At 53.4% G+C, this 23924-nt stretch carries 25 protein-coding genes; 10 read left to right on the top strand and 15 right to left on the bottom strand.

The annotated features are described in order from the left end of the window. Positions 1 to 10: 10 nt before the first annotated feature. From METAL_RS00225 to METAL_RS00205, 5 genes are all read right to left on the bottom strand, one after another. Positions 11 to 922 (bottom strand): cation diffusion facilitator family transporter, encoded by a 912-nt coding sequence (locus METAL_RS00225; protein WP_005368434.1) that lies wholly within the window; start codon positions 920 to 922, stop codon positions 11 to 13. A gap of 216 nt (positions 923 to 1138) precedes the next feature. Then, positions 1139 to 2215 carry an ACR3 family arsenite efflux transporter gene (gene arsB, locus METAL_RS00220; RefSeq protein WP_005368432.1) on the bottom strand — a complete coding sequence of 359 codons (1077 nt, stop codon included), beginning with the start codon at positions 2213 to 2215 and terminating at the stop codon, positions 1139 to 1141. A 44-nt stretch (positions 2216 to 2259) separates the two neighbouring features. After that, positions 2260 to 2697, bottom strand: a complete 438-nt coding sequence (locus METAL_RS00215) for an ArsI/CadI family heavy metal resistance metalloenzyme (RefSeq protein ID WP_005368430.1) — start codon at positions 2695 to 2697, stop codon at positions 2260 to 2262. Further along, positions 2694 to 3197, bottom strand: a complete 504-nt coding sequence (locus METAL_RS00210; protein WP_005368428.1) for an arsenate reductase ArsC — start codon at positions 3195 to 3197, stop codon at positions 2694 to 2696. The genes METAL_RS00215 and METAL_RS00210 overlap by 4 nt, the downstream gene beginning before the upstream one ends. A 26-nt stretch (positions 3198 to 3223) precedes the next feature. Further along, on the bottom strand, positions 3224 to 3562 hold the full coding sequence (locus METAL_RS00205; RefSeq protein ID WP_005368427.1) for an ArsR/SmtB family transcription factor: 339 nt from the start codon (positions 3560 to 3562) through the stop codon (positions 3224 to 3226). 293 nt (positions 3563 to 3855) lie between these two features. On the opposite strand from METAL_RS00205, the gene METAL_RS00200 reads away from it, so the two are divergent. From METAL_RS00200 to METAL_RS00190, 3 genes are all read left to right on the top strand, one after another. Then, complete coding sequence (locus METAL_RS00200; RefSeq protein WP_005368425.1) at positions 3856 to 4485, top strand: DUF47 domain-containing protein; 630 nt, start codon at positions 3856 to 3858, stop codon at positions 4483 to 4485. 9 nt (positions 4486 to 4494) lie between these two features. Next, the gene (locus METAL_RS00195; protein WP_005368424.1) at positions 4495 to 5607 is read left to right on the top strand and encodes an inorganic phosphate transporter; all 1113 of its coding nucleotides are present in this window, start codon (positions 4495 to 4497) and stop codon (positions 5605 to 5607) included. A gap of 393 nt (positions 5608 to 6000) precedes the next feature. Beyond that, complete coding sequence (locus METAL_RS00190; protein WP_005368423.1) at positions 6001 to 6582, top strand: HdeD family acid-resistance protein; 582 nt, start codon at positions 6001 to 6003, stop codon at positions 6580 to 6582. Here METAL_RS00190 and METAL_RS00185 read toward each other — a convergent pair. Together METAL_RS00185 and METAL_RS00180 are read right to left on the bottom strand one after the other, a co-directional pair. Beyond that, on the bottom strand, positions 6576 to 7244 hold the full coding sequence (locus tag METAL_RS00185; RefSeq protein WP_005368421.1) for a response regulator: 669 nt from the start codon (positions 7242 to 7244) through the stop codon (positions 6576 to 6578). The two genes, METAL_RS00190 and METAL_RS00185, sit on opposite strands and share 7 nt — an antisense overlap. A 206-nt stretch (positions 7245 to 7450) precedes the next feature. Then, positions 7451 to 8863, bottom strand: a complete 1413-nt coding sequence (locus METAL_RS00180; RefSeq protein WP_005368420.1) for a sensor histidine kinase — start codon at positions 8861 to 8863, stop codon at positions 7451 to 7453. Positions 8864 to 9101: 238 nt separating this feature from the next. On the opposite strand from METAL_RS00180, the gene METAL_RS00175 reads away from it, so the two are divergent. Next, positions 9102 to 9533: a hypothetical protein gene (locus tag METAL_RS00175; RefSeq protein ID WP_005368418.1), complete on the top strand. Its 432-nt coding sequence runs from the start codon at positions 9102 to 9104 to the stop codon at positions 9531 to 9533. Positions 9534 to 9556: 23 nt separating this feature from the next. After that, positions 9557 to 10054, top strand: coding sequence for a DUF3280 domain-containing protein (locus METAL_RS00170; RefSeq protein ID WP_005368416.1), 498 nt, complete (start codon positions 9557 to 9559; stop codon positions 10052 to 10054). Between the two features lie 118 nt (positions 10055 to 10172). Here the strand turns inward: METAL_RS00170 and METAL_RS00165 are convergent, their stop codons facing one another. The 5 genes from METAL_RS00165 to METAL_RS00145 form a co-directional block, all read right to left on the bottom strand. After that, positions 10173 to 11024 carry an HDOD domain-containing protein gene (locus METAL_RS00165; RefSeq protein ID WP_005368415.1) on the bottom strand — a complete coding sequence of 284 codons (852 nt, stop codon included), beginning with the start codon at positions 11022 to 11024 and terminating at the stop codon, positions 10173 to 10175. A gap of 261 nt (positions 11025 to 11285) precedes the next feature. Further along, a complete protein-coding gene (locus METAL_RS00160; protein ID WP_005368413.1) occupies positions 11286 to 12017 on the bottom strand; it encodes an oxygen-binding di-iron domain-containing protein in 732 nt (243 codons plus the stop codon). A 115-nt stretch (positions 12018 to 12132) separates the two neighbouring features. Next, positions 12133 to 12747 carry a hypothetical protein gene (locus METAL_RS00155; protein ID WP_005368411.1) on the bottom strand — a complete coding sequence of 205 codons (615 nt, stop codon included), beginning with the start codon at positions 12745 to 12747 and terminating at the stop codon, positions 12133 to 12135. Beyond that, on the bottom strand, positions 12744 to 14903 hold the full coding sequence (locus METAL_RS00150; RefSeq protein WP_005368409.1) for a putative bifunctional diguanylate cyclase/phosphodiesterase: 2160 nt from the start codon (positions 14901 to 14903) through the stop codon (positions 12744 to 12746). Before METAL_RS00150 ends, METAL_RS00155 begins: the two co-directional genes overlap by 4 nt. Continuing rightward, positions 14896 to 15675, bottom strand: coding sequence for an oxygen-binding di-iron domain-containing protein (locus METAL_RS00145; protein ID WP_005368408.1), 780 nt, complete (start codon positions 15673 to 15675; stop codon positions 14896 to 14898). Before METAL_RS00145 ends, METAL_RS00150 begins: the two co-directional genes overlap by 8 nt. 766 nt (positions 15676 to 16441) lie before the next feature. On the opposite strand from METAL_RS00145, the gene METAL_RS00140 reads away from it, so the two are divergent. The 3 genes from METAL_RS00140 (at position 16442) to METAL_RS21350 (ending at position 17867) form a co-directional block, all read left to right on the top strand. Next, on the top strand, positions 16442 to 16930 hold the full coding sequence (locus tag METAL_RS00140) for a hypothetical protein (protein WP_005368407.1): 489 nt from the start codon (positions 16442 to 16444) through the stop codon (positions 16928 to 16930). A 382-nt stretch (positions 16931 to 17312) separates the two neighbouring features. Further along, positions 17313 to 17564: a FitA-like ribbon-helix-helix domain-containing protein gene (locus tag METAL_RS20245; RefSeq protein WP_031430345.1), complete on the top strand. Its 252-nt coding sequence runs from the start codon at positions 17313 to 17315 to the stop codon at positions 17562 to 17564. Positions 17565 to 17636: 72 nt separating this feature from the next. Beyond that, entirely contained in the window at positions 17637 to 17867 is a 231-nt protein-coding gene (locus tag METAL_RS21350; RefSeq protein WP_245549432.1) for a PIN domain-containing protein, read from the top strand. A gap of 159 nt (positions 17868 to 18026) precedes the next feature. On the opposite strand, the gene METAL_RS21775 is transcribed toward METAL_RS21350, so the two are convergent. Both METAL_RS21775 and METAL_RS19675 read right to left on the bottom strand, forming a co-directional pair. Further along, complete coding sequence (locus tag METAL_RS21775) at positions 18027 to 18152, bottom strand: hypothetical protein (RefSeq protein WP_005368404.1); 126 nt, start codon at positions 18150 to 18152, stop codon at positions 18027 to 18029. 325 nt (positions 18153 to 18477) lie between these two features. Next, positions 18478 to 19452, bottom strand: a complete 975-nt coding sequence (locus METAL_RS19675; RefSeq protein ID WP_005368402.1) for a helix-turn-helix domain-containing protein — start codon at positions 19450 to 19452, stop codon at positions 18478 to 18480. 158 nt (positions 19453 to 19610) lie between these two features. On the opposite strand from METAL_RS19675, the gene tnpA reads away from it, so the two are divergent. Further along, positions 19611 to 20042 (top strand): IS200/IS605 family transposase, encoded by a 432-nt coding sequence (gene tnpA, locus METAL_RS00120; protein ID WP_005368400.1) that lies wholly within the window; start codon positions 19611 to 19613, stop codon positions 20040 to 20042. A gap of 316 nt (positions 20043 to 20358) precedes the next feature. After that, on the top strand, positions 20359 to 21123 hold the full coding sequence (locus METAL_RS00115; RefSeq protein WP_005368396.1) for a hypothetical protein: 765 nt from the start codon (positions 20359 to 20361) through the stop codon (positions 21121 to 21123). 318 nt (positions 21124 to 21441) lie between these two features. Here METAL_RS00115 and METAL_RS00110 read toward each other — a convergent pair whose 3' ends face one another. Further along, on the bottom strand, positions 21442 to 23889 hold the full coding sequence (locus METAL_RS00110) for a hypothetical protein (protein ID WP_005368394.1): 2448 nt from the start codon (positions 23887 to 23889) through the stop codon (positions 21442 to 21444). Positions 23890 to 23924 lie beyond the last annotated feature (35 nt).

Raw genomic sequence — 23924 nt, 5'->3', positions numbered from 1 at the left:
TCTTCCGCCGCTAATAACATTGTTCGGAATGGCAGGCGGCTTCGCCGGCGGATTCGAACTGAATCGTCGCGTGGCCGATGCCGAAGCGGTCATGTAAATCGTGATTGATCTGATGCAGCAAAGCATTGCTCCGAGAATCATCGGTAAGCACCAAGTGCACGGTCAGTGCCGCCTGGGTGGTACTGAGGCCCCAGATATGCAGGTGGTGCACATCGGTTACCGCAGGCAGTCCGAGCAGGTAGGCGCGCACCGCCGCCGCATCGATGCCTTCGGGAACCGCGTCCAGCGCCAGATTCAGCGAATCCCACAACAGCCGCCACGAGCTGTAGATGATGGTCAATGCCAGTATGAGGCTGAGCGCCGGATCCACCCATTGCCAGCCGGTGAATAGAATGACGGCGGCGCCTGCGACGACTCCGGCGGAGACCAGCGCATCGGCGGCCATGTGCAGGAACGCGCCGCGGATGTTCAAGTCGCTCTTGCGTCCGGACATGAACATCATCGCCGTGCCTGCGTTGATCACGATCCCTGCCACCGCGACCCAGATCACCGTGTCGGCGGCGATCGGGGAGGGCGTTTCGAGACGTTGGACCGCTTCCAGGATGATCGCGCCGACCGCGACCAGCAATAACACCGCATTGGCGAGTGCGGCCAGCACCGACGCGCGCTGCAGGCCGTAGCTATGCCGTTCGGTCGCGGCGCGGCGGCCCAACGCGGTTGCGCCCCAGGCGAGAAATAGGCCCAGTACATCGCCCAGATTGTGGCCTGCATCCGCGATTAGCGCCAGAGAATGTGAAAGGAACCCGTATACGGCTTCGACGCCGATGAAAATCGAGTTCAGGATGATGCCGACGGCGAAGGCGCGGCCGTAATTCGGCGCATGCGAGTGTTGGTGAGAGTGGGAATGATGCTCTGTATGCATGACAATAAGGCGCGGTTGTGATCGGAGCCGGAGGCGATGCCCCGGAAGTCACCGCATTATCGACAGGAAGGCGGAGAATTGCAATCGATGGTGCTCGGCTGCACCCAGGACATCGATTTGCCGAAGAATCGGCGATTTTTCAAACCATAGACCTAAAAGGTGCACGACAAATTCATCGGCGAACTTTGCCTTAACGCTGCCCCGGCAACGGAGAGGTTATCGGTGCATTGGCTGCCACGCTTGCCCGTACAACCGTTTTCTAAAGAGAAACGCCACATTGACCAGTCCGATCATCACCGGCACTTCGATCAGCGGGCCAATGACTGCCGCAAAAGCGGCGCCGCTGTGGATGCCGAACACCGCTACCGCCACGGCAATGGCCAGCTCGAAATTGTTGCTGGCCGCCGTAAACGCCAAGGTAGCGGTTTTACCATAGTCGGCGCCGATGGCCTTGCCCATCAGGAAGCTCAGCAGGAACATCGCCACAAAATAAATCAGCAGCGGTACGGCAATGCGGACCACGTCCAGCGGCAGCTGCACGATCAAGTCGCCTTTCAGGGAGAACATCACGACGATCGTGAACAGCAAGGCAATCAGGGTCAGCGGGCTGATTTTCGGGACGAAATGATGGTGATACCAGTCTTTGCCTTTGGCTTTGACCAGCACCCGCCGGGTCAGGAACCCGGCAATGAAAGGAATGCCGAGGTAAATGAAGACGCTTTGCGCGATTTCGCCGATCGTGATTGCGACGATATTGCCCTGTAAGCCCAAGAGCGGCGGCAGCACGGTAATGAATACCCAGGCGTAAACGCTGTAAAACAGTACCTGGAACACGCTGTTGAACGCCACCAGACCGGCCGCGTACTCGTTATCGCCGCGCGCCAGTTCGTTCCAGACGATCACCATCGCGATACACCGGGCCAACCCGATTAGAATCAGGCCGGCCATGTATTCCGGATAATCGCGCAGGAATACGACCGCCAGCGCGAACATCAACACCGGCCCGATGATCCAGTTCTGCAGCAGCGACAGGCCCAGCACCCGCCAATTCCGGAACACATCGCCCAGCTCTTCGTAGCGCACCTTGGCCAACGGCGGGTACATCATCAGAATCAGGCCGATCGCAATCGGGATATTGGTCGTTCCGACCGAAACGGCTCGATTGAATTGTTGGATTAGCTCCGGCCACAGGAATCCGATCCCTACGCCAAGCGCCATAGCCATAAAAATCCAGAGCGTCAGAAAGCGATCCAGGAACGACAAACGGGGATTAGGGCAATAAGGTGTGTTCATGACGGAATCGAGTCAATCAGGAAGTCGAATCAAATCGCCGGGCTCTAGCCACACTGAGCTGAAGGGCTACAGCATGAAGCGGCTTGATCGGTCGGCAGTGCCGCGTCCTTGCCGAACAGCGGAATGCCTTTCAGTGAATGAAACGCTTCCCAGGCGATGCCTTGCGGATCGACCGTCCAGTATTTATCGGATTCGGCGTAACAACAGGCCGCCTGCTTTTGCTCGATTACAGGCAGCGCCGCGGCGGTCAAAACCTGTTGAACATTTTCCAGCTCTTGGCCGGATTCGACTTGAATGCCTAAATGGTCAAGGCCGGGCTTTCTGCCGCGGCTGGATATCGCGAAGTTGATGCGCGGATCATCCAGCATCCATTTGGCGTAATCTTCCTGAATTACGCCGGGTTCGGCCTGAAATAGGGCGCTGTAGAAAGCGATATTCCGCTGAAGATCGTCTACGGCGATATGAATATGAAAGCGCTTCATGCGGATTCTCCGGTAAGCGATGAAGGAAGCAAGGTTCCGATGCGGTCCAATTCGGTTTTCAAGCGGCCGCGATCCTGCTGCAGTTCGTTTAAAGGCAGCCGCAGAAACTGCTCGATGCGGTAGCGCAAGATGCGATATGCCTTCATAAAGGCGGCGTCGATTTCTTCGTCGCTGCCTTCGGCATGGGCGGGATCTTCGACGCCCCAATGGCTGCGCAATGCAGGCCCGAGATAGGCAGGGCAGGTTTCGTTGGCGGCATTGCCGCAGACGCTGAGCACGATGTCGGGGATCGCCGGCAGATCATTCCAGGATTTGCTGAAATAGCCTTCGGTGGATATTCCTTCGCGTTCCAGCAACGCCAGCGAACGCGGATGCACTTTGCCGGTCGGTTTGCTGCCGGCGCTCATTGCCTGCCAGCCGGGCGGCGCCAGATGGTTGAAGGTGGCTTCGCCGAGAATGGAGCGGCAGGAATTGCCGGTGCATAAAAACAAAACGTTCATGAAAGATCGTCCTTAACGATAAAAAATCAGTTGGTGTCGCAGCAGGTCTTCCCCGGCTTCGCATCGAAGCAGTGCTCTGCATGGCCGCTGCAGCATTCGGCGGTCAAATAATCGATCAGTGCCTGCATCACCGGCAGATTGGCGCGGTAACGCTGATACCGGCCTTCCTGGGTCACGTTGAGCAGGCCCGCATGGGTCATGGCCTTCAGATGGAAAGACAGGTTGGTGGGCGGCAGTGCCAGCAGCGCGGCGATTTCCCCGGCCACCAGGCCGGCAGGCGCATGCTTGACCAGAAGCCGGAACACATCCAGCCGGATGCCGGAAGCCAGGGATTCGAAAAGGGAAGTGGCGAGTTGTTTATCCATATGTCAACTATACAACAATGATTGAAATATTGAAACAAATAGCGATAAATTTTCCTCTTGCTCATGGTTTTCGATCGACCGCCTTGATTTTCAAAACGCGCCGTAAAGACGCCTATTTTCGACTGGCAGGGTATTCGACCGGCCGGTTTGCTTCCGGCGGCAATAGTTCTTGTGGCGTTTGCTTGCCGTCGCACGCATCGGCATTCCCAAAACTTCTCATATTCAGCCAACAGGTTATGCGATAATGGGAGAGAATTAGCAAAGCCTTACGGGGCAAAAATAAGGAAAAAACCATGTTTTCATTGCAAACTATCTTCGGCAAAGGCGACAAGTTTTACAGCCTCCTCGAAGCCAGTGCGGAATCCGCGCGTTCGTCGACGAGGGCGCTAATCGAACTTTTGAGTACGCCTGCATCGCAGCAATCGCTGGAAAAATTTAAACAGGCGCGCCGCCAGGAAAAGGATTTGGCCGCGCAGATCAGCGAAGAATTGGTCGACACTTTCGTTACCGTACTCGAACGCGAAGATATCGAAGCTTTGAACGGCGCGCTTTATAAAATTCCCAAGATCGTGGAAAAGTTTGCGGAGCGTTACACGCTTGCCCTGGCGCGAATCGGCGACGTGGATTTCGCGAGCCGCGCCGCCATGCTGGAACAGGCCTGCGAAGTTTTGCAACAGATGATCGGATTGTTGCGGTACGGCATGGATCTGGACCGGATCAAAAAATTGAACGATCGGCTGCACGCGATCGAAGGCGAGGCCGACCGCCAGATCCTCGAATTGTACCGGGATGCCTACGCGAATGAATCCGATCCGATCCGTTATCTGATCAAGATGAATTTGTTCGAAATTCTGGAAAAGGCGATCGACCGCTGCCGCGACGCCGGCAATGTCATTTATCACATCGTTTTGAAAAACTCGTAAAAGGTCGCCATGCTGACTCTGCTTTTGCTTGTCATCCTGGCAGCGCTTGTCTTTGAATTTATCAACGGATTCCACGATACCGCCAACTCGATCGCCACGGTTGTGGCCACCAAAGTGCTGACGCCGACCCAGGCGGTCGTGCTTGCGGCCGCCACGAATCTGTTCGGCGCCTTGTCCGGGACCGCCGTCGCCAAAACCATTTCCTCGGGGCTGGTCGATACCAGTCTGGTGGCCATTTCCTCCGAAGTGTTGATCTGCGCGCTGGTCGGCGCGATCATCTGGAACCTGATCACGTGGGCGCTGGGACTGCCGTCCTCTTCCAGCCATGCGCTGATCGGCGGCTTGTGCGGCGCGGCGCTGGCGGCGGGCCACAATGATTTCGATGTGCTGATCTGGTCGAAAACCGCGGACGTCTGGACGGAGAACAAGGGGCTGCTCTGGAAAGTCTTGATTCCTATGGTCAGTTCGCCGATTGCCGGATTTTCGCTGGGTATCGTGATCATGGGAGCATTGATGGCCGTGATCAGTGGGATGAATTCGCTGGGCGGGGCGTTGGCGCGGAGCGTCCGTCCGAAATGGATCAATGTCGCGTTCGGTAAAGCCCAGCTGGTTTCGGCCGGCTACATGGGGTTTGCGCACGGCACGAACGACGCCCAGAAAACCATGGGCATCATTGCCTTGTCGCTTTTTACCGCGAACAGCGCGGGCACTCTCGACCAATTGCCGGCCTGGGCCGAATTCCTGCGGCCGGACGGAGGCGAGAAGGATATCGATACCTGGATCGTATTGACCTGCGCGCTGGTGATGGCGATGGGCACCGCCATCGGCGGCTGGCGGATCATCAAGACGCTGGGCCATAAAATGGTCAAATTGCACCCGATCAACGGTTTCGCTGCGGAAACCAGCTCGGCGACCATTTTGCTGACGGCGGCCCACTTCGGGATGCCGGTTTCCACCACGCACAGCATTTCTACCGCGATCATGGGCGTAGGTTATGCGAAAAATCCTCACGCACTGAAACATTCCGTGATCGAGCGGATCGTCTGGGCTTGGATTCTGACGATTCCGGCCGCAGGCGGCCTGGCCTGGGGCATGGTAAGCCTGCTGTTGCTGTTCCGGTAGGCCTAAATTCCTCATCCGGTATCCCTTCCTTATTATTATCCGGCCTGCTTCAGGCCGATATTCAAAGTTTGCCGCCTCCGGACTTTTGCCGACCGGGGCGGTTACCTTGCCGAATCTTCCCGACAGTCGGCAAGCCTGGTAGGTCGGGCAACCGCTTCACCGTTGCCCGACATTTGGGCGGCGAAGAGGCCGTTCGATGATCCGTAACCGTGACCTCATACTGCCGCATCGAAAAAGTTCGGGCACAAAAAGCGTGCCCGACCTACACGGCGGCCGGCAAGCCCTTTGCCTGCATCGCTATCCAAAACGACTCGCGGAATTCATGGTCTATCGATAAATACGCGAACTTTGTTCGCGCAGAGGATTCGTTATGGCTTGCAGTTGGAGAAGATCATGAACACGAAAGAACACATCGATATTGAAATCCGGCTCATTCAGGAACGAATGCAGCACTATTTCCATCGGCATTGGAAACTGTTCCTGGCGGAAGGGATAATTTTCATCCTGCTTGGATTTTGCGCCATAGTCGTCCCCCGGTTTTTCTCCGTGGCCGTGGTGATTTTTTTGGGCTGGCTGATTCTGTTCGGCGGGATCGTGCATATCAGCCGCGCTCTGCTGTTTTCCGGAATGCCCGGTTTCGGATTGTGGCTGTTTATCGGTATTTTGCAGGCGGTGTTGGGCTATCTGTTCATTGTCCGGCCTGCCTCGGGGATACTCACCTTAACGATGCTGATCACGTTGTATTTTGCCCTGGAAGGCATTGCCAAAATTTCTTTGGCTTTCAGGATGCGCCCTTTACCCAGTTGGAGGATGATTTTGTTCAACGGCATTACGGGATTGGCTTTTGCGTTGATCGTCGTGATCGCCTGGCCCGAAACTTCGCAATGGCTGCTGGGCCTGTTCCTGGGCATCAATATGGTTTTCCTGGGCGCGGCGTTGGCCAAAATCGGCTTGCATCATAAAGTCAGCTATTGACTTTCGGCTTTCCCCGCGTCCGTCAACTCCAGCAGATCGATCACATTCAGCCGGATCGCCAGCCGCGTCAGCTCGATGTCGCTGGCCGCGCCGAGTTTGCGTTTGATCAGGTAATGGCTGTTGCAGACCGTTTTCTGGCTGATGTTGAGCGTCTGCGCGATCGCCTCGATCGGCCGGCCTTCGACCAAAAGGCGCAGAACTTCGAACTCCCGCACCGTGAGCGCCTCCAGCGCCATCCGCTCGCTGCCGAGTTTTTCCAGCGCCAGCGCCTGGGCGATATCCGGGCTCAACGCATGGCGGCCCGCATGGACCTCGAAGATCGCGCGCAGCAGCACGTCCGGCGGGCTGCTTTTGGTGACGTAGCCCAGGGCGCCGGCGCGGCTGGCCTGGACCGCGAAGCTCGGGTTCTGATGCATGCTGAACACCAGGATTTTGGCGTCCGGACAGCGCTGCCTGACCCGCCCGATCAATGCCAGGCCGCCGATGCCCGGCAGCGACAGGTCGGTCACCATCAGGTCCGGCTTGCATTCCTTGAAGCGGAGATAGGCCTCCGCGCCGTCCGCCGCTTCCGCGATCACCTGCAGGCCGGTTTGCTTGGCCAGCAGCGCGCGGTAGCCCTCGCGGATGATCGCATGGTCGTCTACCAGCAGGATGTTGATCATCGATTTCCGGCCTCCTCCGTCATTTTGTTGAGTTAAAAGTTTAGGGTCCGGTAGGAAATAACTTCCCGAATGTTGATTATTTTGAAAAGCGGATGATTCACTCCCCTCTTTGAAAAAGAGAGGAGGGGGAGATTGATCCGACAAATCCCCCTCGATCCCCCTTTTTCAAAGGGGGAAGTTGTTTTTGACGAAATCCTTATTCCCTTTCAGCTTTCCCGCCAAGGCGAAAAGGAGCCGGCCGCGCTCGCTGCCATTGCCGCGCAGCCTGGCTCGGCCGCCCTGCGCATCGGCAATACGACTTCAATCTTCAATCCATGAGGCTCGGCGATGGACAGCGTCAGTTGTCCCTGCAAGGCGGCGACCCGTTCGCGAATTCCGAGCAGGCCGATGCCGGGGCCTTCCGGAAATGGCAGCGTGTCGGCGATGCCGTCGTCGCGGACGGTTAAAGTCGCCCGCTCTTCGGCCACCGTCAGCGTAACTTCCACATGATTGGCGGCCGAATGTTTCGCGCTATTGGTCAGGCATTCCTGGGCGATCCGGAACAGCGCGATCGCCTGCGGCTCCGGCAAGGTCCCGCAGTCGCCGCTGATGTTCGATTCGTAACGGATTTTGCCGGCGCCATGTTTGTTCCATCCCGCTATCATACTGTTCAGGCTGGCGGCAAGCCCCAGTTCGTCGAACTCGGCGGGCCTGAGGCTTCCGAGCAGGCTGCGCACATGAGTCATCATGTGTTCGCTGATCCGGATGATGCGGGTGGCTTCTTCGATCAGTTCCGGACATTCCCGCTCCGCCGTATGGATGATCGAAGCGGCGACCGCGTTGATCGCGGCCAGGCATTGGCCGAATTCGTCGTGCAGTTCGCGGGCCAGGTAACGGCGTTCCTGTTCCTGTAGATCGATCAGCTGGACGGCGAGCTTTTGGCGCTCCGCAAGCAACTGCTGTTGAGCGGCCGCCAGCTGGTTGATCGCGGCGGCGGTCTGCGCCCATTCTTTCAGCTCGAACATTGGCAGGCGATGAGCCAGGTTGCCTTCCCTCAGGGTTTCCAATCCGGCGACGATGACGCCGGCCGGGCGCAATGCCCGATTGATGCTTAGGTAAACGGGCAGGCAGACGGCCAGGATGGTCAGCGCGGAAAGTCCCAGCAGATTCCTGACATCGCTCCAGGCCTGCGCAATGTCCATTTCGGCGCTGGACGATACCGCCAGCGTTCCCTGGACGCGGCCCTTGAAGGCTACCGGCCGCGCTATCTCGAGGCCGGGAGCGAACAACGCCCGGTACAGGCTGGCGAAGCTCTCCGGCGAGCCGTGCGGGGACAGTTTCGCGCCGTTGCACAAACTTTTAACGGCGGTATTGTCTGCGGGTTCGAAACGGATACACAAGCCGGGAACGCCGGCAGTCTCTTTCCAGAGCGAGAAGTCCGGAAACGTCCGGGGTTGGCCGAAGCCGGCATCGATGCGCAACAACTGAAATTCCAACTGTCTGCCCAGCGATTCGGCGGTGGTCTGAATCGTCTGCAGGGTTTGCCGATGGCTTTTCTGCAGCACGTAGACGGAGTCGGCCAGGAGGCATGCCAGCGCGACGGCCGCGATACGGAACAGCAAATGGCTTTGTAGATTCATGGGCAAGCCTGCCGGCCTTTTGTCCGAAGATGGCTGCATTTTAGGTGACGGCCGGCGCGGTGAAAAGCCGCCGGAACGAAAGCGGGCAAATTGCCCGTGCTTTCCGGGCGGATTTCGGCTTACGGCGGATTTTTTTTGTCATAGACTGAGGCCTGCCCCGAATGCCTCACGAGTAAGGGCGAGTGCAGGGAGCCGTTCTCCCGTGCGATTCTACACACTGACCCTAAGGAAAAACCGCATGAACCCGCTTCTTTTCGACCGCGCCATTGCATGGCAAACCCTGGAAAATATCGCGCATTTGCAGTATGCGATCCTGGACATCGACCGGCAGAACAGGATTATCGATGTACTCTTCAAATTCGCCGCGCAGGCGCAGATCGTTCTGCACCGGCACAAGGTGCTGAACCACATGCTGGTGATCCAGGGCGAACATCGCCTGTACGAAGCCGACGGAAGCCTGAAGGAAATCAGGCCGGTCGGCCGCTATACCGTCAGTCCTGCCAGCGACGAGCCGCACCGGGAAGGCGGCGGCGACGAAGACGCGATCGTCTTTTTCAGCATTCGCGGCAGCGATGGCGTGCTCTATGAGATTCTGGACGATGACCTGAATGGGGTGGCTACTTTGAGCATGCAGGACTTTATCGATCTGCACAGCCGTCGAATGCAGTAATAGCGGGTTTTGGGAGAAATCGCATGTATCGCTCGACAATATTCGTAGTGTTGGTTTTTATGCTGCTCGCCGGTTACACGGCACAGGCTGCGGAAAGGATCGCCGTTTTGGATTTCGAACTGAACGATCTGACCTCTTTGCCCTATACTCCCGAAGAGCGGCGGCGTACCGCCTCCTTCCGGCCTTTGCTGGAACAGGCGCTGAAGCGGACGGGCGATTACGAAATGGTTCGGGTCGATGCCGAAGACCAGGCGGCCGCCGATGCGGGTTTGGGTTATCTGTTCCGTTTTCCCGAGCTTGCCGCCAGGCTCGGCGAGCAGGCCGGCGCCGATTGGGTGGTTGTCGGCCGGCACAGCAAGCCCAGCTTTTTGTACTCTTATTTGATCGCGAATCTGGTTGATGTCAAAAATCGCGCGTTAGCCGCCGGCTATGCGATCGAGCTGAAAGGCAGCCACGAAAAAGTTTCGCAGCGAGGCATCGAGGCGCTGGCGAAAAAAATTCATGATTCGATTAAAAAATAAATACGGCAAGAGGATGCGGGGATGCGGCATTCCCGCCAAACAAAAAAAGCGGCGATCTTGTCGAAGCGGCGCCGGAAGCGTTTGTCAGATTGCTCGTTGGACAGGCGGCTAGGATTGATTATCCAAAAAGGCTATTGACTAATTCGATGTTGTCCGAAATATTCTCGAGCGTGATCGTTTCGGTGTCGAAACTGAGTCCGAGTTTGGCGAAAGCGGGCACTATCGAGCAATCGACTCGACAGGCCGGATGGTCGGTTCCGGCAATGCTTTGTAAAAAGGCGACTTGCACAACGTCTACATAATCAGCCTTGGCTCCCGCATCGTATCGGAAATTGTTGTATTCCGAGGCGACCGGCTTTATCGTCGCCGGAAAGTTCAATTTATCCATCACGATTTTGCCGGCGGTGCCGTGCGCTTGTTCAAGCAGCAAACCGACGAGGGTTGGGCTTTCTTTGAACTCTTCAAATTCGGGGAATTGATCAATCATCATGAGTATGGGCAATTTCCCTACTTGGTGAATGAGTCCGGCAAGCATGGCCTCATTGGGGTCGAGGTGAGGCGCAAACGAGCAGAGGAAATGGCTGGCGGCAGAGACATTCCTGCTCAGCTCCCAGATTTGCTTGAATTCGTTTTCCAGAAATTTCGAGGAGGGCGCAAACAGTTGCTGGGTGATCATGCTGTTGACCAATGTGCGGATCGTGTTGTTGCCTAGCCTTAACACCGCCATCTGCACATTGGAGATTTCGGTTCTTCCCCGAAATTTCGGACTGTTCGTCACACGTATGAGACGAGCCGATATCGCCGGATCGGTGAGGATAATTGCAGCCAGATCCTTAGGTGAAGTTTCCTCTTTGGAAACCGCGTTCATAATGTTGATGGCAACGTCGGGTAGCGTCGGCAGATAAGGACTGTTGTTTACCAATTCGTTACTGATAACATCAATGGCGGTTTCAAGAGAAGCTAATTTCATTCTTTCATCCTTATTAAAAATCTCATTTATTCTTCAGACAGGCAAACCCTCCAGGGTTCCATCCATGTCTTTAATTTTAGATGAAATTTTGCACAATTCTCTTGCTTGTCTCATGAATTTGAAGCCGCATCTTTTGAAATAGAAGCTGGCGCTTGTCAGGCGGCCGGGCGTCGACGTCGCGCCCCGGCACCAGCAAACCGCACCCGGATCGGCGAGGGCGATTGCCGTGGCCACGCCGATAAAGCTTTTTCTCGGGAAGAGTCAGACTGCCATGCCGACCTGTAAAGCATCGAACCAGTCTAAGAAACGCCTCACATCTTCACCTTTGAACATGCGCCCGTGTTGCGGAGCCAGAATCTCGATATCCAGTTTTCTAACCCGTTCGATCCAGGTCTTTTTGGCTGGGTTGGAGGGCATCCAACGCTGGTGGAAATAACGCATTTTTTCCGTATGCGCTTCGAAATCATCGACGAATAGCGGCGCCTCTCCCGGTTCGAGCGCGGCGCCGATGTCGCCGCTCATCAAAATCTTTGCCTCCGGATCATACACGTGAAAGTTGCCCGAGGAATGCAGATAGTGCGCGGGAATAAACTGCAGTTCAATCGCCTCCAGTTTGAGGCTGCCGCCATTATCGGCAATCGGAACATATTCGATCGATTCACAGCCGTAATGCCGTAAAAATCCCTCCCAGATCTTCGGGGCATGAAGTTTGGCGTGGGGCAGTGCCTGATCCCAGAGACTCAGCGACGAAATGACATCCGGGTCCTGATGTGAAGCAAACAGATCGGTAATTTGTTCAACAGGCGCATGATGCAAAACCGCCGCCATCATGGGAGCAAACAGTTCATAGCCTCCGGGATCGAGCAACAGGCAGCGGTTGGCCGTACGTACCATATATTGGTTGGAATCGATGATGTTATCGGGTTTGTTTTTGTCCCGGCCGAACATGATCCATTGATGCTGAGATCCTTCATAAATATTGATCGATTTCATGGTACGAGAGGCTCTGTTTTTGGCAGATTAATAATGTATGTCCGATAAGGCCTGACCGAGGTCGGCGCCCAAGTTCGAAAGACGACCCGTTACCCGTGCAACGGGCGGCAAGCTTTTATTTGTTGGCTGAACCAAACCGGGATAGGGCTATGATGCAGCGTTGTACATGGTCGTGTATTTTGTGGGCGGCGTTATCCACGCTTTTCGATACGGTTTGCAGACTTTGTAAGTATTCGCCTGCCTGAGACGCTTCGATTCTGGAGTATGTCGCAATAATTCCTGCCGTTTTGGCATGTTGCGTTACTGTATCCAGATGATCCATCAGCAGGGCGACGTCGCGCTTAAATTGCAGCTGACAATTCTGTACTATAGCCTTCGCGTCGGCCAAGGGTTTTTGCATGGAATGGGCATGAACCGCCGAGCCGCACGTGGTGGTAATCAATTCAAATTTATTGAAAGCTTCCGTTTTTCGATATTCCTTGATCGTTATCCGGCATAATGATGTTGCCAGTTCGTTGATAATCTCGATATTTTGTATCATCTCTTTCGCCAAATCATTGATGAAATCGGTAATCGGCTGAAATCCCCTGGCTTTGTCTCCGGCACGGAATGCGATGGCTTTGGCGTTTGCGGCAGCCAATGAAATTTCCTTCGATATCGATATAACGGCGGTTAATTCAGAGGTGATGGAAGCCACCGCAATGAACTGTGTTTTAGTTTGATGATTCATAAAGTGTTCAGCGGCAGCCCGATATGAAAGCCTTGTCCGAAGTTGATGCCCATGTCTTTCAATAGATCGAAGATTTCCTGAGATTCGACGAATTCGCCGATCGTCAAAATATCGAGTTCCTGGCATAAACGGGACAGGTTGTGCACCAAGGCCCGATCGATTTTCGAGTTGAGGATATTGCGTACGAAGGCGCCGTCTATCTTGACATATTCGAAACGCAGTTCCCGAAGATAGTGAAACGAATTGTAGCCGCTGCCGAAATCGTCCAGCGCGAACGCAAAGCCTTTTTTCCGGAGATTGGTCAGGAACTTGCCCATATGCGTGATATCGCTGATCGCGTCGCGCTCGAGAATTTCGAACACGATGCTGCTTGGCGGCACTTCCAACTGAGCGCACAATTCTTCGGCGTAGCCTAAAATGCCCCGGCCCTGGATTTCCTGGGCGGACAAATTGATAAACAAGCGTTTGGGTTTGCCTTGGGAATGAATGATCTGCCGATTGGCTTCGATCACTTTCCGTACCATGATCCGGTCCAGTTCGCGTCCCATTCCGTATTTCTCGATTGTCTCGATGAATTGGCCGGCTACCGTGACGCGGCCGTCCGTTTCAAGCAGCCGGGCGATCGATTCGTAGGCGAATATTTCGCCGCTTTTGCAATCGACGATCGGTTGGAAGTAGGGCTGAATGCGTTCCTCGCGCAATGCCCGGCGCAATTCCTCGGCGACGGAGCGACTGTCGCGCATGATTTGTTTTAAATGCGCGGCGGCATCGAATTCGCATACTTCGTTTTTACCCAGACCTTTTGCCTGGTACAGCGCGACATCCACGCCCGACATCAAATCCTCGACAGTCTGCATGTCCCTGGGATAACTGACGATGCCGACCGAGGTGGTGACGTGAAAATCCTTGCCGTTCGGCGATTTGAAAGCCAGGCTCTCCAAATTGGCCCGAATGGACTCGGCGGCGATTTTGGCGCCCTCGGGCGGCGTTTCCGGGAGAATGACCGCGAATTCGTCGCCGCCCATGCGGGTGGCGATATCGCCCTTGCGCAGGTGGGACGTGATCGATTCGGCGATTTTCTTCAATACTTCATCGCCCAACGGATGGCCATAGGTATCATTGATCTCCTTGAAATCATCGAGGTCGAGCAATAACACCGCGAACTGATGGTGATGACGCGACGAACGCCCCACTTCGTATTCCAGCATTTCGTTGAAATAACGGCGATTATGAATGCCGGTCAACGGATCGTGGACCGAATAGTATTCGAGTTCGGACAAAGTTCTGCTCAACACCTTGCTGGACCCGACCACCATGACCATAACCGAGAGCAGTGATCTTATGATCGTCCGTTCCTGCGCGGTCAGGGTATTGACCGAAGCATAGGCAACGCCGAGCAGTCCATCCAGGCCGTAAGCGTGGTCGGGAACGGGCACGGTGAGCATCCTGATATCGGAAAGGTCGGCGGTCCGAAGGTGGCCCGGAATCTGGTATTCCTCGATGTCGAGAAGCACATCCTTCGGTAAATTCAGCTGCCGCAGCATTTTTTGGCCGAGCTGGATGCGGACCTGGCGCTTTTCCTCTTCCTTGTATTCGCCCATGTAATAGAAATACAACGACAGTCCGTGTTCTTCGGCAAACGCGATGAAAAAAAAATTGAACGGAAAAATCTTGTGGAATCCGGCCAGTATTTCCTGAACGAATTCCTTCCATTGCGAAACTTTTTCGTGCGAAAGGATGATGTTTTCCAGAACCTGGCTCTGCCGTTCGAGCAGGCTTTTTTCGACCAGAATCGAAGCCAGGTAATCGGTCGTTTCGGTAAGCTCGTCGATCACCTGCTTCAGGTATTTGCCGTTTTTATACCATTGCCGCTGACGTTCATCGACGAGTTTATCGAATGCCAGATCCAGATTTCGAAAATCCGTAATCGCATTCCGGAACATTTCGACGGTTAATGGATCGTCGATACGCGCCAAACCGCGTTCGAATTCTTCAAGTCCCTTGCCGTGAAGGCGTTTGACCAAAGTGCTGATGGACGAAGCGAAGCTCCGCGTCCGGCTTTGGCTTTCCAGCAGGGAAAAGAGCTGGTTCATCAAGCGTATGCGTAAATCCTCGATATGATGAGGATAAGCCGCAGTGTCTTTAACGCTATTCATTCCAGTTCCCCATCGCGAAATGGCCGCTGTGCGTCATCAGGTCGACGCCGCATTTCAGCTCCTTGAACCAATTCAAAAAATCGGGGACGGACTGGCCTCGATAAATCGGCCCATGCTGGGGTGCCAGTATTTCAATATCCAGCTTCGATACGGCTTCCACCCAAAGCCGCGCGGCTTTGTTGCATACCATATAACGGCGGTGAAAGCCTTCGATAAAAGGCAAATGCGCTGCAAAATCGTCGACGAATTCATATTCGCGATCGACCGGCAGCATTGCCGCGCCGATATCGCCGGTGAACAGAATTTTTGCAAGCGGATCGTAGACATTGATCTGCCCTTCGGAATGTAAAAAATGCGCAGGGACGAGCTGCAGTTGAAACCCGGGCGCGATAGTGCATTGTTTCCCGGCATCGGGGACGCCGACAAATTGAGCCATGCTGGCGATACCGTAATGGGGCAGGAAACGCATCCAGATATTCGATACATACACCGGCGCATCGGTCAGTTCCAGCCAGGTGGACAAGCCGCCCACGATATCGGGATCCTGATGGGAAAGAATGATCGCACAGATCTGTTCGGTTTTGATATAGCGCAACAATTCGGTCAATACGCTGGGCATCACGCCGAAACCGCCGGGATCGAGCAACACGCCACTGTCCTCATGCACGATGAGATATTGATTGGAGCGAATCCCGCTTTCTTCGCCGGGTTCGCTTTCATTCAGCAGGATGAATTTGTGTTCGCCGGAATCGAACAATTTGATGTTACGCATTTGAATTTTATCCAGTTTATAAAAGACTGATTTCCGTTATCAAAATGATAGACGTATTTTAACGGTTAACAATGTTTTAACCGGTAAAATCATTAATAATGATTTTAAGCTTTTTCCGGTACGGAGACGCTTACGTCCAAAAAATCTCGAACCGGTCTGAAGCGAGGTTTGCTCGGTCGGAATTGTCTTGGACCGATTTTGGCGGATAACCGGGTGTCGAACATTACACAAAAACCTTATTAAAAACAAGAATAATGATTGCTTTGTTTGGACGGGATCACCGATTTTTCAACCGGGTTTGGACGGTGGCGGCCTAAATTCATTTCATCCAAGTTTGGGAGAGATGGCTCGGAATGCAGTTCGGCAAAGATTATTGAGTTGTTGCAGGAATTGGGAATCTACTAGTCAGTCAATTTGAAGCGAATGGATATATTTGGGATGATAAACGATTCTAATGAGTTGTTGATCGTTACTGATTGTTATTGTTGAGGTTAGCCCATCCCGTTATACACAACTCAAATTCTAGCAGTATGACCGGATAATTTGCGGGGAGATTAGGAACGAAATGAGTTGGATAACGGAAGAACTGTCAGGGATAGATTTAGGCGGCCAAAGCTTGGATGTGCTTACTTCTGGTAGAATCGGTGTATATCTTGGTTGGATCGTGCCGTTGCGAGTTTGAGACCGATTTGTTGACTGTTGAACGGGTTGCCACAGCGCAGAATGACGCGGCGTCCGATATCACTGTTCATGAGAGCATAACGCTATGACCTTTTTAGCCGTTAAAACCCGGACATTCCCAAAAACCTCGAAAGAGCATTATCTGACCGGCCTGACGGCGTTGAACATCCCGGCGCCCGAAGGTACGGGCGACTGGCATTTTGCAGAGACATTTGAGGGTTTTGCCGGTCGTCCGCCGGGGCCGTATCAACTTGCTGGCGAGACTTTGATGAACACTCGGCCTTTGTTGGGTGACACCGGTATTTTCGACGCGCGGTCGCGACTGGAACCCTATCATCTGGAACTGCCGCCAGGATCGGTCTATACCGCCGACCATTATCGTGCAATCGCCGATATGGTTCTAAATGCCGTTGTTCGCGGCCAACCGTTCGAGGAATCAATTGACCCCGACGATTGGTTACCGGAAGCTGATGAGCAGGCACGCTTGCTACGATTACTTGAAGTCGCAAAGCCATTTTTGAACGTTGAACAATGGCACAGGATCATTTCATGGATTTCTCAATCGATGATGTGATCAATCGTCAGTAATACCATCAGGAGGAACAAGAGCAATGTCGTTTAATAGCCGAGATTCAGGATGGGCATTGTCTGGAGAATCTGAATTTTTCGAATGATCATTAGACATCTATTAAAGATCAAAGTCCGGCGTGTCCCAAAATTTGCCTTAAACGGCTGATTACCCACTTCATAATATTCATTTCGCTAAAAACAGCGGTGAGAAATTATCCGTTTTGGCCTAAAACATAAATCAGCCCAAATCTTCAATAAACACGACATTTTAACGCCAGGAAAAGGGCGGTGTCGGCGGCATGTCGCATCATTGAGGACTTTTGCGACTGTGTTCCATGCGCTTGCGCGATGATAGCAAACAACTTACCATGCAATCATTGAGACACATGGCAAATGTGACCGTACGAAATTTACCCGATGCCGTGCATCGCGCGCTTTGCGTGCGAGCTGCCCATCACGGCCGCAGCACCGAGGCCGAGATTCGTGACATTTTGGAAAACGTCGCTCGCCCGCCCGAGCGCGTCAAGCTCGGTTCTTTGCTGGTTTCCATCGCTCGCGAAGCCGGCGGCCTGACCGATGCCGAGCACTTTAACCAGTTCCGTGACAAGACCCCGGCCGAGCCGATGAGGTTTGAATGATCGTCGTTGATACCAACGTTTTTTCCGAATTGTGGAAGGTCGAGCCGAATCCCAACGTGCAGGCTTGGATTGATGCCCAGGCCGTCGAACGAAACGCTCTATCTGTCTGCCGCCACGGTGGCCGAGCTGCGCTATGGCCTTGCGACAATGCCCGAGGGCAAGCGGCGCACGATCTACCAGGAACGGCTAGAGTATGAAGTTTTGCCGACCTTTGCAGGCCGCGTGCTAGCCTTCGATCTGGATACTTCAAAAGCCTATGCCGACTTGATGGCGCGGGCGAGGGAAGAGGGTAAGCATCGGTAAGGCAGACGGTTATATCGCGGCTACGGCCTCCGCACACGGGCTGATGGTGGCAACGCGCGACACCAGCTCATTTGAGACCCGGGCTTGAAGTTATCAATCCGTGGGAGGAGGCCGCGCCATAAAGCAGGGTTAGCAAGGCCGCCGCTGGCCTGTCACCAATCAGTTCACGGGAACAGCATCGCCGGTGTCCCCGTAATCGCTCGCCAGCTCGATCAGTCCGGCGATGTCATGCAGAGCGGCGCAGCAGCTCCCCAGTTCCCGCCAGTCGGACATCCAGATATTCATTTCACAATTGTGGGATTTTTTCAGAAATTATGAGATTTAGGTCTTCGTAAAAAATCTCATAATTTAAAGATAAAAATCTAACGAAATCTCGCAATTTCAGGGAGGATCACCAGATGGCCTCAGGATACTGACAAGACCACGGTTTACCGGCACCTTCTGCCAGAAACCTCAGCAGTTTGCCTGGTTTCTCGGTGCCGGAGTCTCGGTTTCGGGCGGCAGACCGAGGATGATCCTGAAGCTCAAGCGCCGGCTCGTAAAGACATTTATGGGCCAAATACCTGGCACATGCGGCCTGTCATTTTTTCTTTTCCGGCAACCCGTCTTGCTATTCCAGTTCATCAAGCATCTCTGCGTCCATTTCCATTCGCCCCTGGTCGAAACGATGTGTCGGCAACATAACGTAATCGAGCGCATTCTTATTGATAAAAACAATGCGATGCCAACCTGCGATGGGCAATCGTATCAAATCATTATCCAGCTCACCATCAAAATCCACCAACGGGTAAAAGGCCTCAAACAATGCCTCAGCTCCAACAGCATCCACACTACGCCGTTGTCCGCTTGATAGCTGATATGTCAGCTTCATTGCCAAGTCAAATATCCTATCCGTTTCCTTTTGATTCTTATCTTTCTCGCTTTCCAGTTCCTCCGATTTAATCAGCCCATCGGCCACGAGCTTGCCATATTGATCGTCCGTAATCATGATGCGCTCTGAAACTCGCCGTACGTCTTCGGGAGCGAATTCATTCAAACCATTCTCATCGTCACAGCACAGTGCCTCTACAATCTCCCAATCGCGTGCATCGGGCATCTGCAACTGAATAAAATCCTCGTAATGACCATGTTCGAGACCGTAATCGTCATAGGCTTCGCTGGAAAAATACAGGTCGGCAATCGCCTGCGTCCGAATGATGACGGTCTGATTCGACAAACTTTCAACGGTCACAAATGCGAGGCTACGTTGCAAATCCTGATGCAGGCGTGAAAACGCGCCATCCGAGATCGAAAGTAACAACGGCTTTCCGCCACTGTGAAAGTAAACAGCGACTTCACCGTAATAATTGAGATCTTCGCCCACCGATTCGTCGTAAAACCCTGCCTCGATAGGAAGGTGTCTGCCCAACAAAGCATCCGCACCGATCTGCAATACCTCGGCCAATTTATTAAGTTTGTCTTCCGGAATCGAAGACGCGCCGGACTCCCAGCGTTGGTAGTTGGGTTGTGAGACGCCCACAGCCTTGGCCAGTTTGGCCTGCGTCAACCCGGCCTGAATTCGGTACTGTTTGAGTTTGAGTGCCATACCTTTTCTCCAAAACCAATTTATACGTATAATAAACGTGTAAATTGGCTTTGTCAAAACAACCCGACCTATCGATTTAATTTTCCATCATAAGGTTTAAACCACCGGCTTTAGCCGGTCAGCTTTAGCAGCGATAATAGCGGCCAGAGAGGTGGGCTATGGAATACAGATACGGCAGTCATACGGTTTTTCAGATCGAGTATCACTTTGTATGGGTGACGAAATACCGCTATAAAGTTTTGAAAGGCGAGGTTGCCGAGCGAGTTAGAGAACTGGTTCGGCAGACCAGTGAAGCTTTTGAGATTCGGATCATCCGAGGTGTGGTAAGTAAAGATCATGTGCATATTTTGGTAAGTGCGCCACCGACTATGGCACCGAGCGAAATAATGAGGCGCATCAAGGGTCGGACATCGAGTTATCTCTTTGAAGAGTTTCTGCATTTGAAGAAGCGTTATTGGGGGCAATACTTTTGGGCGCGAGGGTATTTCTGCGCCACAGTAGGGCAGATGAAGGAAGAGATGATCAAAGATTATTTGGAGCATCATTTTGAACCCAACCCGAACGATAATTTTAAGATGGAGCCGGATTAAGACGCGTCGTTGAGTCGACGCGTATCCGGACTTTCAGTCCGTTACTCGAACCCACCTGCTTTAGCAGGTGGTTGTTTAGTTTGATTGTCAATCTGCCGCGCATAGATATTGAAAGCGGTAAGCACAGCCCACTTCAGACTTGTTTGAACTTTTGATAAACGCGGAAGCGCGTCCGGTGCCAGCATCGGTTATCAACCGTACCAGTTTCATTGGCATTCAGCAGAAAAGATTGGTGTATTTTTACCGGCAGTTCTTCCATGAATTTCCGGGATCCGCCTTTTAGCCTCTGAAAGCTGTGGTTGAACGATACGCCACGATGCATCTGATTCGCGACATTACGGAAAAACATACCTTGTTCAGTACGAATGCTAAAAAAGTGCAACTGTGGTATCCATTCAGCCGGGCCTGCAAGAAATATGACCTGGCCCCTTCGGTGTTAAACCGGGCCATCACCGATAAACAAGTCAATGTACATCATGAGCGCACCCGGAAGGAGTATACCAAATGCGCGATTTATCGCCCGGACCTGGAAAAAGTTTTACCGCATTTGAAAGGCTTGATAACGGCTCAGGAGGCCGCGCAACTTCTGGGCGTGACGAAAGCCCAATTTGCCCTGTTGCAAAACAGCGGCTGTTTTAAATTCGAGATCCCTCCCCGCGAGGGCTATTGTTCGACGTGGCAATATTCCCGCTTGGAGCTGAAATCCCTGATCGAAAATATCAATTTGGGGGCAGCGTGTGCGGCCGTGTTGCAAATCATGCAGCATCAAATCCAGAGACGTATATTGAAATACCGTTTCTACAAGGTGATCAAGGCCATTGTGGCCGGACAGCTTGTTGTCCGAAAGCCCGATAACGAACGCTATGAAATCCGGGATCTATTTCTGGATAAAGCGGAATTTGCCGCTTTGGCTGGACCAACTGCGTCCCAATGCGGATGCTCTGCCGGTTACGGAAGCCGCCAAGATTCTCGGGGGCAACGAGGAGTTTGGCTACCAATTGGTAAATCGAGGGTATCTGAATCACAAAACGGATTCGCGTCATGCCAGACTAATATTTCCGGATCATATCCGGCAATTTAAACAGGAGTATGTCATTCTATCCAAGCTCGCAGAAGACTCGGAACGCAGCTCGGCAAGGATTATTGAGTTGCTGGACGCTTCGGAAATCTACCCGGTTGATCATCACGATGCCGATAAACTGCGGCAAAGGCTGTATTATAAATAGGTGTTTCAAAGCAAAAACATCTGCCAGATTGGTATCGGATCGTTGATCCGTCATATCGTTATCTCGCATCAAGCTGGCCGAATTTCGAATGCTTGAATTCGGCCATTTCCAGTCAGTTAGCTTCTATTTTCGTACGGCTGCATCAATAGGTGCTCGGATTCATGCGACTAGGCTTATTGTGACCAAGCTTCGCTCTTGAGCCAATCATCCAGAGAATCTACCCTGACAAATTCAGTCGGAACAGGGTAAGGTGGGTGGACCATCCACCAATGCAGGTCGCGGCTTACATACATCTCCACATCGCGTCCCTCGGCCACCACGGCAGGCGGCCACTTCAGCAGTTCGAGCATACGTGATCGGTGTTCCTTCACGAAGTCGCGGCGTCGGGCGATCTTGCTGAACTGACCTTTTCTATCCGCTTCATCCTTTCCAAAAATCTCATCTCTGAGTCGCCTAGAATCTTTGACGCTGAACGGAGGCTTGTTGTATTTGCACTCCACCGTTACCAACGTGTTGGTGAAAGGCCAGTAGGCCAAAACGTCAAAGTCGCCGACATCTGGGAAATGTTCACCTGGGAATCTATGGAAAAAGTCCACGCCCCGCATGACATATTGCGTAAACCTGCGGAAGATTTCCTCGGTCCGAACCTCTAGCTGTTTCTCGATGCGTTCCTTGATCAATCGTACTTCGCGCTCGACCGCAGGCCAGGGAAGGTCGGCAGGTAGGTAGCCGTCGACAACTGACTTAGACCAGATATGCAGTGCGCGGCTAGCCCCCTCCGCACCCCAACGAAGCATCCCACCATCTGGCACTAGAGGCCGAATGGTGTAGCGGTGCAGACGTTTGATATGTTCCCAGAAAGGTACGTCACTTTCGTCAGTGTTGCGTCCCGGTAGACGGCGAATGTCGACTGCGGACAAAGTGAGGCACTGAACGATGGCCTCACAATCTGCCGAAGTGGCCCCTTCAAGGCTAGAAAAAATTGCCTCATGGATCACCTGGCTGGAAGCTACGTAAGAGAGCGCGGGCTTTGTCGCCAGCTCATGCCGAATGGGCTGAGACAGCACGATCAAGCACTGAAGTAAGTGTTTGAGCTCGAAGCCGGCATCTTGCCGGAACGCTTGGCGTAGCCTGGGGTTCTCCAAGTCCTCAGCAAGATCGCCCACAACTGCGTCAGATTCAATTACTCCAATACCCAGCTGCCACCGAGCATATTCCCGTTCAAAGGTAGCTTGACGGTTTTCATGATCAGGGGAATAGAAGATCTGGGGAAGATAGGACTCATCGATCTCTACACCACCGACATCCACACCGTTATGAAGGGTGTCACTTGCCTCCGCAAGGACCATATACCAGTCAACGAATCCGACGAGCGATCGGAGAAGGCTCGCATCGATAGGCTCTCGGCCGGTCCGTTGCGGAGAGCTCAGTGCCTTTTCGAGCAGGTAGCGATAGTGGCGGGCATTACCACCAAATTCCTTGCGTGCCCCGGCAACCGCCTCATGGCGATCATAGTCGACCTCATGCATCAGGCTCTGACACGTGCGCATCACCCTGTGGCGCTCGCTGATCAACAATGCCTCGTGTTGCTCAATACAGTTGCGGACTAACTCATTGGGCTCGTGCTTCGCAATCAACCCGTCTATGTGTTGCCGGAGGTGTTCCCGTCCTGCATCAATCCGTTCTTTTGCCTCCTTCAGCTCATAGCGGCCTGGGGCGAACCCAAGCTTGCGCATGCTGACGGCCAGATGCCGTCGGGCCAGTTTGTAATCCGTTAGCGTCGGGATGATCGGATCGACATACTCTAGCGCATCAACCGACTGTTGAACTACACTCAAACAATATCGAGCCGGTCGAGTAGCAGTAGCTCGAATCTGGGCAAGAACGTCTTCGGCCAGTTGCCAACCGCAGACGTGATGGATGGTCATAAGGGTCTCGATAAGGCTTTCAATCTCGAATGTGGCTGTCGTCGCCTCATTGAGCCCCGTTTGCACTGCTGCAACATTCACCCGAAGCCGCAATTTTAATGGGCTTTCCGATAACTTGTCGCACGACGTAACGATAGGGGTCCGCGCTAAGGCAGCATCTGGCATTGTAGATTCATCCAACCTGCACGCGCGATCGGTCTCACATTGAATAACTACATGTCGACGCTCAAACAACGCCAGCTCGAACACCAAGTTTCGACATTGCTGTAAGCAGTCCGAGAGCGCTTGGACGAATAGGTCAAGTAGTCGGTTCTCTAGCAAACTTAAGGAATGGTCAATGTTCATGACGACTTGAATAGTGCAATCGGCCATCTCGACCGAGTAGGCGAGAGAATCATCATGGCGTGAGCACATTTCGATCACGCCGCTTGCGTTCTTATCGAGAAGCCATCCGATGGAACCATCAGGGAAGTACCGAGGGGCATTTTCCCAGAAGGTCGAGAGGTTCTTATACCTCCAGCTACTGCCCCAGCTGGGATCAAGCGAAATGAATGTAGGCGTTACTGCACCCTCGACCAGCACTTCGTTGAAGTCACGAAAAGATGCGAAGAGATCAACCGCTCCTCTTGAGAATGGATTTAATAACCCATCCTGTGTATCGACGTATGTCCAGAATCTTTCGTAAGCGTCCATCCGAGCCACCTATAAAATAGTTTTCGTCTGCGGCA

Source organism: Methylomicrobium album BG8, from assembly GCF_000214275.2.
Classification (GTDB): Bacteria; Pseudomonadota; Gammaproteobacteria; order Methylococcales; family Methylomonadaceae; genus Methylomicrobium; species Methylomicrobium agile.
Note: the sequence above shows the minus strand (reverse complement) of the source record. Positions and strands in the feature narration are given on the sequence as shown.